Origin of the sequence: Demequina sp. NBRC 110053, from assembly GCF_002090095.1 — a bacterium.
Lineage (GTDB): Bacteria > Actinomycetota > Actinomycetes > Actinomycetales > Demequinaceae > Demequina.
On the sequence record NZ_BBRJ01000002.1, the window covers coordinates 1,793,086 to 1,806,351 of the forward strand.

The following is a 13,266-nucleotide window of genomic DNA, read 5'->3' on the forward strand; positions in this document are numbered from 1 at the left end:
CTTCCCGACTACCTGGGGCCGGGCGTGCGGGTGGTCTTCTGCGGCACCGCGCCGGGCCTCGCGTCCGCCTCCGCGGGTCACTACTACGCAGGCCCCGGCAACCAGTTCTGGACCTTCCTCCACCAGGCCGGCTTCGTGTCCTCGCCGCTCGCCCCTGTGGACGACGCGCGAGTGCTGGAGCACCGCATCGGCCTCACCGACCTCGTCAAGACGATGGCCCAGTCGCACGACCGCGGCCTCCCCTACGACGCTGAGGCCTTGGAGGCCAAGGTGAGCGCGCATCGGCCGTCGTGGCTCGCCTTCACCTCGAAGGAGGCGGGCAAGGCGGCGGCGCGACACGCGGGCGAGCGGCCTCCGGGACTGGGTGAGCAGGCCTGGACGTTCGGCGGCGCACGAGTGTTCGTCCTGCCCAGCCCGTCCGGTCGCAACCAGGGCCGACGAGACTACGACGGACGGGCGACCCGCCTCGAATGGTGGCGCGATCTCGCCGGCGAGGTGAATCGCTAGGGCAGCATGCCGCAGTGGGCGAGAGCCTGGCGCAGCAGGTGGTGCTGCCCGCCGGTCATGTCGCTCGCGACGTCCTCGCTCGCGGCCTCCTCAGGAGTGAGCCACACGATGTCGAGCGCGTTCTGGCTGGGCTCGCAGTCGCCGTCGACGGGCACCACGAAGGCGAGCGCGACGGCGTGCTGGCGGGAGTCGTGCAGGGGCCCGAAGCCCTCGGTGGGGAAGTACTCGGCGACGGCGAACGGCGTGGGGCTCGCGGGGATGCGCGGCAGCGCGACGGGACCCAGATCCTTCTCGAGGTTGCGGATCAGTGCGTCGCGGATGCGCTCGTGATACAGCACGCGGCCCGCGACCAGCGCGCGCGAGATGGCGTCATCGTCGGCGCGCAGCAGGAGCCCGACCTCGGTGATCTCGCCCGACGCGCCCACGCGCACGGGGACAGCGTTCACGTAGAGGATGGGAAGCTCGCCGCGCACCTGCTGCAGCTCGCGATCGCTGAGCCATCCGGACGGCTCGGGGGGCAGCTCGGCCATATCAGTCATGACTCCTTTCTACCTCCCCTCGGCGCGGTGGTCAGGACGCGCGCCGCGAGGTGGCACGCTGGTCGGAATAGGTTCGCGAGCGACTGCGTTACGCGAGCACGGGGAAGCGACTCAGGAAGGAATCCCCATGAGCACTGTTGAACTGACCACTGACAGCTTCGAGCAGACCGTGACCAAGGACGGCATCGTCCTGGTCGACTTCTGGGCGGAGTGGTGCGGACCCTGCAAGCGGTTCGCGCCCATCTACGACCAGTCCTCGGAGGCGAACCCCGAGATCGTCCACGCGAAGGTGGACACGGAGGAGCACCAGGAGCTCTCCGCGCAGTTCGGGATCACTGCGATCCCTACGCTGATGGCCTTCCGCGACGGCATCATGGTCTACAACCGCGCTGGCGCGATGGCCGGCCCCGACCTCCAGAACCTCGTGAAGGCCGTCGAGGGCCTCGACATGGATGAGGTCCGCAAGCAGGTCGCCGAGCAGGCGGCCGCTCAGTAGGCCCGACTCGTCCTCGGAGGCGTCCTTCCCCAGCAGGGGAAGGGCGCCTCGCTGCATTCCCCTCGCGTTCGCGCGCGATGGGGGAGCGCCGATGCGCGCGTCGGCGTCAGCGCAGAGGTGCCGCCTGGCGAGCGGGGGCGGTCGCGCCGGCGCGCACGCGCCGACGCTGCGTCAGCCGGGTGGCGCCCAGCACCACGCAGAAGAGGACGCCGAAGAGCACGGCCATGCCAGCGCTGGTCGCGGCGTCGAGGACGTACGCGAGCCAGAAACCCGCGAGCGCGCCCACGGCCGCGATCGTCACGGTGAGCACGAGCATGGCCGGAAGCGTCCTGCTCACCAGGTACGCGGTCGCGGGCGGCACGGTGACGAGGGCCAGGACGAGGATGGCGCCCGCCGCGTTGAAGGCCGCGGTCACCGTGAGAGACACCAGGAACATGAAGGCGGTGTTGACCAGTCCCGTGCGGATGCCCTGGCTCGCGGCGAACTGCGGGTCGAAGGTCGTGGCCTTGAGCCGCGAGTAGAGGACGGCGATCACGCCGACGTTGAGAGCCAGCATCCCGAGCATCACGTAGAGGTACGTCGGGCCGATCGACACCGTGCCCACCGTGAGCTGGTCCCAGGCTGCCAGGTTGAGGTCGCCGACGAGCACCGCATGGGTGTCGAGGTGGACGTTGGCGAAGCTCGCGCTCACCAGGATGACGCCCACGCTGAACAGCGCCGGGAAGATCAGGCCCTGCGGGGCGTCGCCCGCGATGAGGCCGGTGCGCGTGAGCCACTCGCTGCCGAGCACGACCAGCAGTCCCGCGAGCGCCGCGCCGACGATGAGCAGCGGCGAGTCCAGATCCCTGGTGACGACGTAGCCGAGCACGATGCCTGGCAGCACGGCGTGGCTGATGGCGTCCACCAGCATCGAGCTCCTGCGCAACACGATGAACGTGCCCGGCAGAGCGCATGCGAGCGCGGTGACGACCGCGAGCAGGGCGGTGCCGACGACGAAGCTCATCGCGAGCCCTCCTCCATGGCGAGCTCACGTGTGACGGCGGCACGGGCGCGACGGCGGGCGAGGGCGCTCGTCACGAGCGAGCGGCGCGGGGACGCGACCAGCGAGATCACCAGGATCGCGAACAGCGTCAGCACGATGACCGGCCCGGTGGGGATATTGCCGAGCGCGATCGACACGTACGCGCCCACGCCGCTGCCGACGCCGCCGATGGCCCCCGACAGCGCGACCATGCCTGGCAGGGTGCGCGTCCATTGTCGGGCTGCTGCTGGCGGGGTGACGACGAACGCCACCATCAGCACGAGTCCCACGGCCTTCACACCGATCACGACGGCGACGACGATGGTGGCGAACATGACGGCGTCGATCGTCCGCGCCCCGAAGCCCAGGACGCTCGCGTGATCGGGGTCGAGGGTCCGCAGGGTAAACTCCTTCCACATGACGAGCATCACGGCGAGCGCGATGCCGCCCACCGAGATCGAGGTGACGAGATCCGCCACCGTCATGACCGAGGCGTTGCCGAACAGGTAGTCCTGGATCCCGCCCTTGCCGGGGAAGGACCCGTTGGCGATGACCCGCATGAGCAGCATCCCGAGGCCGAAGAAGACGCTGAGCGAGACGGCCATCGCGGTGTCGATGCGGATCTTCGACACCCGCGTGGTGCCGTTCGCGAACAGGGCCGCCAGCGTGCCGACGACGACGGCGCCGATGATGAGGACGGGCATCGATCGGCCGTCCCATCCCAGGGCCGCGGCCACCAGGAAGGCGATGAGCGCGCCGGGGAGGGCGGCGTGGGAGATGACGTCGGAGATGAGCGACTGCTTGCGCAGGTACGCGAAGCTGCCGAGCGCGCCGGACACCACGCCGATCGCCATGGTGCCGAGGAGCACCATGCGGAAGGTGTGGTCGCCGAGGAACTCCGCGGGAGTCATGAGCGGGGCCGGTTCACGCGATCAGGTCCAGGAAGGTGTCGTCGCCGGTCGTGACGTCGTAGGTGGTGCGAATGTTCTCCTTGGTGAAGACCTCCACCGTGGGGCCGGAGGCGACGATGCACTGGTTCAGCAGCGTGACGTGGTCGCAGTAGTCGGTGACGGTCGCGAGGTCGTGATGGACCATGACGACCGTGGTCCCCTGCGCTCGCAGCGCATGGAGGACGGTGACGATCGCCCGCTGACTCTTGGCGTCGACACCCTGGAAGGGCTCGTCCATGAAGTACAGGTCGGGTGCCTGGACGAGCGTGCGGGCGAGGAAGACTCGCTGACGCTGTCCGCCGGACAGCTCGCCGATCTGACGGTGGGCGAGGTCGGCCATGCCTGTCGTGCGGAGTGCGTCGACGGCGGCGTCGCGCTGGGCCTTGCCTGGCCGCTTGAGCCACCCGAGCGAGCCGTACGTGCCCATGGTGACGACGTCGAGCACGGTGGTGGGGAAGTCCCAGTCCACGCTGGCGGACTGCGGCATGTAGCCCACCCTCTGGCGCGCTCGGGACAGCGGTCCGCCAAAGAACTCGGTGCGGCCCGTGAGCGGCGGCACCAGTCCCAGCATCGCCTTGATGAGCGTCGACTTGCCCGCGCCGTTGGGCCCCACGACGCCCATCACCACCCCGGCCGGCACGCGGAGGTCGACCGCGCGCAGCACGGGTGTCTCCCGATACGCGACCGAGAGCTGATGGGTCGCGCACGCGAGCGGGGCGGTGGATCCCGGCGGTGGGGGTGCGGTCACGGCGCCGCCTCCGTCCCCAGGGCCTTCGCGATGGCCTCGGCGTTGTGGCGGAACACCCCGAGGTAGGTGTCGACGCCCTCGTCGGCTCCGAGCGAGTCCGCGTACAGCTCCTCGCCGGACACCCTGACGTCCCACCCGAGCGCGGTGACGGCCTCGCTGAGGCTGGTGATGGCCTGAGGGTTGGCCTGATTGTCCTGGAAGATCACGGGCACCTCGTGGTCCGCGATCAGCCGCGCGAGGTCGGACAGCTCCCCTGCGCTCAGCGCCGCCTCGGTCGACACGAAGTCCGTGGCGTGAACGTCGAGATCGTAGGTGTCGCCAAAGTAGGCGAAGGCATCGTGGCCCGTGATGAGGATGCGCGGCTCGGGGATCGACGCCAGGAGCGCCGCGGCCTCCGCGGCCGCTGCCGCGATCTCCTCCTGGAAGTCGGCAGCGTTGGCGGCGTACGCATCGGCGCGCTCGGGGTCGGTCTCGCCGAGCTTGTCCGCGACGTACCCGACCACGAGCGACCATGCCTCGGGGCTGTTCCAGACGTGAGGGTCGTGAAGTGGCTTGCCGTCCTCGTCGGTCTCGGGCCACGGCAGCAGCAGATCCTCCGGAAGCAGCTCGGCCACCGCGAGCTGCCGGTCTCCCAGGCTCGAAAGCTGGTCGCTCACCTGCGCCTCGAGGTGGAGGCCGTTCCACAGCACCACGTCGGCGCTCTGGATCGCCTGCACGTCCTTGGTCGAGGGCTGGTACGTGTGCGGGTCGCCTCCAGGTCCCACCATCGTGATGACCTCGGCCTCCGGAGCGATGGCCGCGACCGCATCGGCGAGATAGCCGGTGGTCGCGTACACGCTCATGGTCGCGTGTGCGTCCTCCGACTCAGGCGAGGCGCAGCCCGCCGCGGCGAGCGACGCCGCGATGGCGGCGGCGAGCTGTGCGGCGGGGCGGGGACGCGGGTTCATCGACGAGCGGCGCCTCTCATTGCGCGTGTGATTTCGGCGGCGTGTGGGCTTCTGACGCTATCACTCGAACAGCAAAGTTCGGCACACCGAAAACCTCTCGCCTGCACGCCGCGAGCGCGTCCCTCCTCAGCGGCGCGATCCCCGGTAGGCGGCGATCGCGTTCACGCCGCCTGCGATCGCGCCGAACAGCACGGCCCCGATGGGCCATACGATCCACGACCGGTCCCACGCGTCGCCGATGAAGCCCCATGCCAGGAAGATCGTAGTGAGCAGCGGCCAGTAGATCGCGGCGATGATGCCCATGACGCTTGTCTCGTCGTCGTCCCCGTCGACACCCTCCGGGCTCGAGCCCTCCTCGAGCTTCTCGGCTGCGGTGCGCGCCCAGGTCCGGGGGAGGAACACGGCGAGCCCGGCGGCCACCATCGCGAGCGCCCCGCCCACCCCGACCGTTGCCCAGAACTGGTGGTGGGGTGTGCCCTCCGTGACGAGCGTGGTGACGAGGATGGGAGCGACGGAGAGGATCCACACCGCGATCGCGACCTGCAGTGATCGTGTCAGGTGGGTCTCGTGACGCGAGGAGAGATCCCGTGCCCAGGCGGTCACCTCGGGGCTTGCGCTGAACTCGTCGTCCACGATCCGCTGCGGCGCGCCCGACATGCGCCCACTGGAGATGATGATGAGGACCCCGACGGCGACCAAAGTCAGCAGGATGAGCAGCCCGATGAGCGAGGCAGTCTCCTCGTTCCACGGCCCCACGCCGGCCTGGGCTGCCCCGGACCCGACGATGAGGGCGATAGGCGACAGCACGAACAGCGCGACCGCCAGCCCGATGCGCCGGCTGCTCACGCGCTGGGCGTCGGCGAACGACTGGGCCTCGTCGAGTGTGATGGCCGCATACGACGGCGCGGCGGGGCCACTCGGGCCTGCCGACCCGGCCACCGCATTGGCCCCGGTGCCGGAAGAGATGTCCGCTGAGATGCCGAGGACTGGGGCGACCTCCTCGAGGTTGCCGAAGTCGCGGATCACCTGCCCGACGGCCTCGTTCTCGGTGCGCCCCTCGGCGATCAGCGACGTGTACGCGTCCTCCATCATGCCCCTCAGCTCGGTCTTCGCCTCGAGCATGCGCGGAGTCTGCGGGTAGGTGCTGAACATGGTGTCCAGGTAGGCGAAGATGACGTTCACGGGGTGCCTCCTTGAGCGGTTCCGGTGACGAACCGGTCCACGACGGTCTTGGTGTGGTGCCACTCCTCGGTCTTGAGCGCGACATGCGCGACTCCAGCCTCGGTGATCCGGTAGTAGGTGCGCGGCTTGCCCGTCGGGGAGACGCCGGCCGACGCGCTCACGAGCCCTCCGGCCTCGAGGCGCTTGACGGCCGAGTACAGCGTGGTCTGCTTGATCGAGTAGTCGTCGCCGCCGATCGCGGTGATGCGCTGGGCGAGCTCGTAGGCATACGACGGACCCTCGCGCAGCAGGGACAGGACCATGAGGTCCACATAGCCCCTGATGGCGTCTGCACTGATCACGAGCGCGCCTCTCGTTCCTCGCCGGCGGATGCTGGCTCTCGCATACTACGACTGTAGTAGTACGCGTGTCCAGCCATCGACGTGGGGCCGGCGCCGGCAGACGCCGACGGCCCCCGATCGCGAGCGTTCTGCTCGCCGTCAGGGGCCGTGCGAAGACGTGCGCGAGGGGGGACTTGAACCCCCACGTCCGAGGACACTGGAACCTAAATCCAGCGCGTCTGCCAATTCCGCCACTCGCGCGCGGGACTCAGGATACGGCGTGCATCAAACGCCCACGTCACGGCCGACGCGCTCGCTGGGGCCGGAGAAAGTACCAACCGTGGAGCGTGGGGTGGTGTAGGGGCGGGAGCCGTCAGTCGATGCCGAGCTCGCGGCGTAGGCGCGCGACGTGGCCCGTCGCCTTGACGTTGTACTGCGCGAGCTCGACGGAGCCGTCGGGGTCGACGACGACGGTCGAGCGGATCGAGCCCTCGACCACCTTGCCGTAGTTCATCTTCTCGCCCCAGGCGCCGTACGCCCGCTGTACCTCAAGGTCGGGGTCGGACACGAGCGTGAAGGTGAGGCCCTCGGCCTCGCGGAACTCCGCCAGCTTCTCGGGGGAGTCCTTCGAGATGCCGACCACCTCGTAGCCGGCTGCCTGCAGGGCGCTCAGCGAGTCGCGGAAGTCGCAGGCCTCGGTCGTGCAGCCGGGCGTCATGGCGGCGGGGTAGAAGTACAGGATCACGTGCTTGCCGCGCTGGTCGGACAGGGTGAATGATCCCTGGTCGGTGGTCGCGGTGAAGTCGGGTGCGGCGTCGCCCTGGGCGAGTCGGGTGTCAGTCATGGTGACAACCTAACGTCCGTATGGGAGCCGGCTCTTCCCGGGGGCTGTCGATTTCACAAGCCACGTCCCCGCCTGCTAAAGTTGTTCTTCGCACCGCGCCGCCACGGCTGCTCGGAACGCGAGCACCTCTAGCTCAATTGGCAGAGCAACTGACTCTTAATCAGTGGGTTCTGGGTTCGAGTCCCAGGGGGTGTACCGATATCGACCTGAGGTCGCCGGGGACGGCGACCGCGCCCCTCGCGACAGGGCGCCGCCTGACACCGATTACGGTGGAGCGATGTCATCCTTGCGCAGCGCTCTCGGCCGACTGAACTCGGCCGCCATCGCGACCGCGTACCGCGCCGAGACGGGCCTGCGCGACTGGTGGGCGAGCCGCGCGGCCCGCAGCGGATGGAAGCCCGCCGTGCTCCCGTACTCCGGCTACTCGTGCGGGACCTCCGCGCGCGTGCTGGGTCGCGTGGTGCTGGCACCGCCGTCCTTCGACATCGACGCGCGCCGAGGGATGCGAGGGTGGCGCCACCTGCTGACGCTCGAGCACCCCCGCGCAGACGTGCAGATCGCAGTGGGAGGCGTCACGGTCGCCGTGAAGGCCGACGACTCGGGCATCGTGGATGCACGGATCGAGCTGGAGCGCGCTCTCCCCGGCGGAGCGGCGAGCGCGACCCTCAAGGTTTCCGGGCGCGATGCCGTGCGCGCGCCCATCCACGCCGTCAGCGATCGACCGGTCCGCGGCGTGGTGTGCGACATCGACGACACGGCGTGGGTCACCGGCCTCGCGCATCCCTTCCGCGCCGCATGGCGGACGTTGAGAGGAACCAGCGGATCTCGCCGATCCGTGCCGGGCATGGCGGACCTCGTCGCCCAGACGCTGAGAGACGAGCATCACCCTGCGGTGGTGTACGTGAGCAACGGCCCGTGGAACTTCGTCGGCACCATCACGCACTTCCTGGAGCTGCAGGGGTTCCCCGCAGGCGCGCTGCTGCTGACGGACTGGGGCATCAGCCGGACCCGATGGTTCCGCGACGGGAGACTGCACAAGCGCTCGTCGATCGCGCGACTCATGGAGGACATGCCGCATGTCACGTGGGTGCTCGTGGGCGACGACGGCGAGCACGATCCCGAGATCTACATGGCGGCCGCCGCCGACCATCCTGGTCGTGTCGCGGCCATCGTGCTGAGGCGGGCAGGTCTCTCGCGCGAGGGAGAGGACGTCGGCAGTGCGCACGGCGTGCCGGTCGTGCGGGGAGACGATGGCGACGCGCTCATGCCCTTGCTGCGAGCTGCGCTGGTGAGGACGGACAGGCCGGCGGGCGGCGTGAGCTGACCATCGCACCCACCCGGCGCAGAGCGAAGGCCCGGCCCCGCCTGAGCGGGACCGGGCCTCTCGCGTGGTGCGGCTAGCTGGTGGCCAGCGCGCCGTCGGAGGAGAACACGAGGCCGACGGCCACCTCGCCCGAGGTGATCGCAGTCTTGGTCAGCGGGCCGCCGGCGTCGAGCGAGCGGAACTCCGCGACCTCGATGCCGTAGGTCTCCTCGAGGCCGGGCTGGCAGAACGGACGCTCGGGGCATTCCGGGGGGCCGCCGAGGACGATGCCACCGCAGGCCTCGGCGAGCTCGCTCAGGGTGGTCACGCCGTACTGGTCGATGAAGCCCTGCGTCACGGCGAAGGCGTTCTGGTCCTGTGCGTCGGCGGGGCTGCCGACGGCGAGACCGTTCTCCTCGGCGAGCGGCTCGAGCGCGGCCACCGTCTCGGAGATGTCGCCCGACGCGACGGCGGTCTCGACGTCGCCGTCGAGGAACTCCGCGAACGTCGCGGCGTACTCGGGGACGATGTCGATCTCCCCACTCGTGAGCGCGGGCAGGTACGTCTCGCGGTTGCCGATCTCGCGAACCTCGGTGTCGTAGCCTGCCTCGTCGAGCACCTCCGCGTAGATCTCCGCGAGCGTGATGTTCTCGGAGAAGTTCGCCGCGCCGATGGTCAGCGAACCTGCGCCGTCGGCGCCGTCGATGGTGAGCCCCGCCTGGTCGACCCAGGCCTCGGCGACCTCCTCTGAGGTCTGACGGTCGATGTCGACCGACTTGTTGAGCTCGATGAGCGTCTCGGTGTCGAGCGCTGCCGACACCGCGTCGAGGGCCGCGATCACGTCCTCGCTCGCGGCGTCAGCGTTGAGAGCGGGGATGATGTTGTCCGAGGCCTGGAGCTGCTGGTCGTCCTCGAGGACCACGAGCTGCTCGCCGGGCACTGGCAGGCACTCCTGAGCCATGGCGGACTCGCCTCCCGTGGCGCCGCCGGTGGCGCCCATGGTCGGCTCGTCCGATCCGTCGGTGCCGGGATCGGAGCTGGAACAGCCTGCCAGCGTCAGGGCGGCGATCGAGAATGCCGCCAGGGTCAGGTTGCGAGTGCGCATGGGTGCTCCTCGAGTAGGGGACTGTCAGCGTCGCCAACCACCAGCCTGCCTGGTTTCTTCCCAGCGCGCTGCCCGACGAGGCGTGCCCGACTCGTCGTTCTCGGCGCGAAGAGCACCGAGCGTGGCCCGCGCCGCATGCAGGGGAGTGGTCGGTCAGGCCGACGCGGCGGCCGCGTCGCGCAGCGGAGCGGCGGTCACCGCCTTCTGGAGCCTGGCCATGATCGCATCCGTCGTGAGCGCGAGCGCGGCGACCAGGATCGCTCCCGCGAGCACCTCGCCGTAGCGCTGCGTCGCGAGCCCCGTGTTGATGATCACGCCCAGTCCACCGCCGGCGACGAGCGCGGCGAGCGGCACCGTCGCGACCGTCTGGACGGTCGCGGTGCGCAGGCCGGCCGCGATGAGCGGCACGGCGAGCGGGAGCTCGACCCGCGTCGCCACCTGGAACCGCGTGAGTCCCTGTCCGAGCGCGGCCTCGCGCACGTCCTGGTCGACCTCGGCCATGCCCGTGAAGGTGTTCGACAGGATGGGCGGGAAGGCGAAGATGGCCGCGGCGAGGATCACGGCCTGGTTGCCGAACCCGATCGCCGATGCGGCGAACAGGGTGAGGAGCGCGAGCGTAGGCACCGCACGGGTCAGGTTGGAGGTCACGACGGTGACGCCACCCCCGCGCCGCCGATGCCCGAGCCAGACGCCCAGGGGCAGCGCCACGAGCACCGCGAGCGACACGGCGGCGAAGCTCATCCACAGATGCTCGAGGGTGAGGCCGATGATCGAGTCCTGCGCGAATCGCCAACCGCCGTCATACGTCGGCGTCGTGATGCCGTTCGCGCCGGTCCAGCTCTCGGGGTCGGTGAGATAGTCCCAGGCCTCGGAGATGGTGCTCATGCGGCGGCCCTCCCGCGCGTCCACGGCGTCGCGAGGCGGCCCGCGAGGACCAGGATGAGGTCGAGGACCAGCGCGAGCGCGAGGCACAGCAGAGTCGCGGTCATGATCTGCGCGCGGTAGTCGGACTGCAGGCCGCGGAACATCAGCTGGCCCAGTCCGCCGTAGCCCACGACCACGCCCACGGTGACGAGCGCCACCGTGCTGACGGCGGCGATCCGCAGGCCAGCGATGATCGAGGGGAGCGCATTCGGGAGCTCGACCTGCAGCAGCAGCCGAGTGGGCTCGTACCCCAGGCCTCGCGCCGCATCGGTCACGTCGCGGTCGACCGACTGGAGACCCACGACGATGTTGCGCACGAGCACCAGCAGCGCATACGCGACCAGCCCGATGAGCACGGTGGTGCGGCCGATGCCGGTGAACGGGGCCAGCAGTCCGAACAGCGCGAACGACGGGATCGTGTACAGCACGCCGCTGACGCCGAGGACCGGCCCCGACAGGGCGGGGACGCGCCGCGCGAGCACGGCGAGAGGGAAGGCGATGGCGATCGCGATCGCGAGCGCCTGCAGCGTGAGCGTGGTGTGGATGACCAGCTGCTCGGAGACTTCATCCCAGTTGCGCTGGAGGTAGTCCAGCGAGAACCAGGGGTTGGCGGGCTCATCCACCTCACTGACGCTAGCAGGCCCGATGCGACACGCCGGGACGGTGCGCCTCTCGCGCGTTCCTCGACACCTCCCTCAGGGCTCGGCTCGGCGGCACGGTTCGGCGGCACGGTACGGTGGCGGAATGGACCACGCTGGCATCGCCTTCGACCACGTGCGCAAGGAGTACCCCGACGGCACCGTCGCCGTGGAGGACCTCAGCCTTGAGGTCGTGCCCGGCGAGATCCTGTGCCTGGTGGGCCCGTCCGGTTGCGGCAAGTCGACGACGTTGCGCATGGTCAATCGCCTGGTCGAACCCACCTCCGGCACCATCACCGTCGACGGGGCGGACGTGATGAGCCAGGACGCCGTGCAGCTGCGCCGGTCCATCGGCTACGTCATTCAGCACGTGGGCCTGTTCCCGCACCGCACCGTCGCCCAGAACGTCGCGACGGTGCCTGGCCTGCTCAAGTGGGACAAGCAGCGCACGCGAGCGCGCGGCGAGGAGCTGCTCGACCTCGTGGGGCTTCCTCACGACAAGTACGGGAGCCGGTACCCGCACGAGCTGTCGGGCGGCGAGCGTCAACGCGTCGGCGTGGCGCGGGCGCTCGCGGTCGAGCCGCCCGTGCTGCTCATGGACGAGCCGTTCGGCGCGGTCGACCCCCAGCGGCGCCGGAGCCTCCAGCAGGAGTTCAGGGACCTGCAGCGCAGCCTGGGGACCACGGTGATGATGGTGACCCACGACATCCGCGAGGCGGTGATCCTCGCTGATCGCATCGCGGTGTTCTCGCAGGGCGGCGTGCTCGAGCAGCTCGGCACGTCGGAGGACGTGAGCGAGAACCCTGCCAACGCGTTCGTCGAGGATTTCCTGGCGGACTTCGGCGCGCTCCGAGACTAGGCCGGTGGCGAACGATCAGCGCGCCGGCGAGCCTGGCGTCGCTGAGCCGTCGTCGGCGATGCCAGTGATCGGCGAGGCGGAGTCGCCTGCGCGCGGTGCCGCCGCGTCGCCCGCGCTCGGCGCCGACGGTTCGCCGTTGCGGGAGCGGCCCAGACGCCCGGGCTCGCGCCACTTGGATCGCCACCATGCGACCATCCCGCCCTCGGCCTCCTGCGCTTCCCGTTCGAGCCTCTCCTCGGCCTGACGCAGCTCGCGGTGGCGCCTGCGCCTGCGGCCGGTGGTGACGATCCGGTACACCGAGATGCCGATGAAGATGAAGAGCACGATGACGAGGATCGGCACGAAGATCGCGACCAGGCACAGCGCGACGGCGATCGCGTCCTCGGCGAACGAGGCGAGCGGCGCGCCCGTGCCGCCGGTCGTCGCGTTGACCGCGGGGCGGGAGGCCGCCTTCGAGATGTGCATGGTGAGGGCGACGACGGCGCCCACCAGACCCGCGATGAGCGGGTTGTCCTGCCAGAAGTTCGACTCGTCCACCACGGTCGCGGCTGCGGTGGCGGCGAAGATGACTCCGCCCACGAGCGGGCGCACCGCCGTCTGGATCAGGTCATTGACGTGATCGACCCCGGGGATCTTGTCGAGGATGAGCTCTGCGGTCAGGAGCACCAGCGAGATGATGATCGCGGGCCATGACTGCAGCCACTCGAGGTGCGGCGGCAGGTCGATGAACTCGGTGAAGCGGGCGAAGACGCCGACGATCACCAGGGGGATGAACGCATTGAGCCCAGCGGCCGCCGCGAGCCCTGCGCCGGTGAGCGCTGCGAGCATCGATTCCTCCATCCCGGACGTGGCCGGCGGCACGCGCCGCAGGCATGACGCTCCA

At 70.0% G+C, this 13,266-nt stretch carries 16 protein-coding genes and 2 tRNA genes; 5 read left to right on the forward strand and 13 right to left on the reverse strand.

All coding sequences use genetic code 11. The features are described from left to right. Positions 1-12: 12 nt before the first annotated feature. Positions 13-507, forward strand: a complete 495-nt coding sequence (locus B7K22_RS08415) for a mismatch-specific DNA-glycosylase (RefSeq protein WP_255372179.1) — start codon at positions 13-15, stop codon at positions 505-507. On the opposite strand, the gene B7K22_RS08420 is transcribed toward B7K22_RS08415, so the two are convergent. After that, positions 504-1,046 carry an NUDIX hydrolase family protein gene (locus B7K22_RS08420; protein WP_084039469.1) on the reverse strand — a complete coding sequence of 181 codons (543 nt, stop codon included), beginning with the start codon at positions 1,044-1,046 and terminating at the stop codon, positions 504-506. The genes B7K22_RS08415 and B7K22_RS08420 overlap by 4 nt on opposite strands. 127 nt (positions 1,047-1,173) lie before the next feature. On the opposite strand from B7K22_RS08420, the gene trxA reads away from it, so the two are divergent. Further along, positions 1,174-1,542, forward strand: a complete 369-nt coding sequence (trxA, locus tag B7K22_RS08425; RefSeq protein WP_084039470.1) for a thioredoxin — start codon at positions 1,174-1,176, stop codon at positions 1,540-1,542. 106 nt (positions 1,543-1,648) lie between these two features. Here trxA and B7K22_RS08430 read toward each other — a convergent pair whose 3' ends face one another. The 8 genes from B7K22_RS08430 to B7K22_RS08460 form a co-directional block, all read right to left on the reverse strand. Next, positions 1,649-2,545, reverse strand: a complete 897-nt coding sequence (locus B7K22_RS08430) for a metal ABC transporter permease (protein ID WP_084039471.1) — start codon at positions 2,543-2,545, stop codon at positions 1,649-1,651. Next, positions 2,542-3,474 carry a metal ABC transporter permease gene (locus tag B7K22_RS08435; protein WP_084039472.1) on the reverse strand — a complete coding sequence of 311 codons (933 nt, stop codon included), beginning with the start codon at positions 3,472-3,474 and terminating at the stop codon, positions 2,542-2,544. The genes B7K22_RS08430 and B7K22_RS08435 overlap by 4 nt, the downstream gene beginning before the upstream one ends. Before the next feature lie 13 nt (positions 3,475-3,487). Next, the gene (locus B7K22_RS11910; RefSeq protein ID WP_144276312.1) at positions 3,488-4,261 is read right to left on the reverse strand and encodes a metal ABC transporter ATP-binding protein; all 774 of its coding nucleotides are present in this window, start codon (positions 4,259-4,261) and stop codon (positions 3,488-3,490) included. Next, positions 4,258-5,208: a metal ABC transporter solute-binding protein, Zn/Mn family gene (locus tag B7K22_RS11915; RefSeq protein WP_144276313.1), complete on the reverse strand. Its 951-nt coding sequence runs from the start codon at positions 5,206-5,208 to the stop codon at positions 4,258-4,260. The genes B7K22_RS11910 and B7K22_RS11915 overlap by 4 nt, the downstream gene beginning before the upstream one ends. 126 nt (positions 5,209-5,334) lie before the next feature. After that, a complete protein-coding gene (locus B7K22_RS08445) occupies positions 5,335-6,390 on the reverse strand; it encodes a permease prefix domain 1-containing protein (protein WP_084039473.1) in 1,056 nt (351 codons plus the stop codon). Then, a complete protein-coding gene (locus B7K22_RS08450; RefSeq protein WP_084039474.1) occupies positions 6,387-6,731 on the reverse strand; it encodes a PadR family transcriptional regulator in 345 nt (114 codons plus the stop codon). The genes B7K22_RS08445 and B7K22_RS08450 overlap by 4 nt, the downstream gene beginning before the upstream one ends. A gap of 158 nt (positions 6,732-6,889) precedes the next feature. After that, positions 6,890-6,971 (reverse strand) — tRNA-Leu (locus tag B7K22_RS08455). A 112-nt stretch (positions 6,972-7,083) separates the two neighbouring features. Further along, a complete protein-coding gene (locus B7K22_RS08460) occupies positions 7,084-7,554 on the reverse strand; it encodes a peroxiredoxin (RefSeq protein WP_084039475.1) in 471 nt (156 codons plus the stop codon). 122 nt (positions 7,555-7,676) lie between these two features. On the opposite strand from B7K22_RS08460, the gene B7K22_RS08465 reads away from it, so the two are divergent. Then, a tRNA-Lys gene (locus B7K22_RS08465) sits at positions 7,677-7,749 on the forward strand. Between the two features lie 82 nt (positions 7,750-7,831). Further along, complete coding sequence (locus B7K22_RS08470) at positions 7,832-8,878, forward strand: App1 family protein (protein WP_084039476.1); 1,047 nt, start codon at positions 7,832-7,834, stop codon at positions 8,876-8,878. 73 nt (positions 8,879-8,951) lie between these two features. Here B7K22_RS08470 and B7K22_RS08475 read toward each other — a convergent pair whose 3' ends face one another. The 3 genes from B7K22_RS08475 to B7K22_RS08485 form a co-directional block, all read right to left on the reverse strand. Further along, positions 8,952-9,962, reverse strand: a complete 1,011-nt coding sequence (locus tag B7K22_RS08475) for a glycine betaine ABC transporter substrate-binding protein (protein ID WP_084039477.1) — start codon at positions 9,960-9,962, stop codon at positions 8,952-8,954. Positions 9,963-10,115: 153 nt separating this feature from the next. After that, positions 10,116-10,847, reverse strand: coding sequence for an ABC transporter permease (locus B7K22_RS08480; protein WP_084039921.1), 732 nt, complete (start codon positions 10,845-10,847; stop codon positions 10,116-10,118). After that, a complete protein-coding gene (locus B7K22_RS08485) occupies positions 10,844-11,509 on the reverse strand; it encodes an ABC transporter permease (protein WP_144276314.1) in 666 nt (221 codons plus the stop codon). Before B7K22_RS08485 ends, B7K22_RS08480 begins: the two co-directional genes overlap by 4 nt. A 121-nt stretch (positions 11,510-11,630) precedes the next feature. On the opposite strand from B7K22_RS08485, the gene B7K22_RS08490 reads away from it, so the two are divergent. After that, positions 11,631-12,383: an ATP-binding cassette domain-containing protein gene (locus B7K22_RS08490; protein ID WP_084039479.1), complete on the forward strand. Its 753-nt coding sequence runs from the start codon at positions 11,631-11,633 to the stop codon at positions 12,381-12,383. A gap of 15 nt (positions 12,384-12,398) precedes the next feature. Here B7K22_RS08490 and B7K22_RS08495 read toward each other — a convergent pair whose 3' ends face one another. Next, entirely contained in the window at positions 12,399-13,211 is an 813-nt protein-coding gene (locus tag B7K22_RS08495) for a DUF4126 domain-containing protein (protein WP_144276315.1), read from the reverse strand. Between the last annotated feature and the right edge of the window lie 55 nt (positions 13,212-13,266).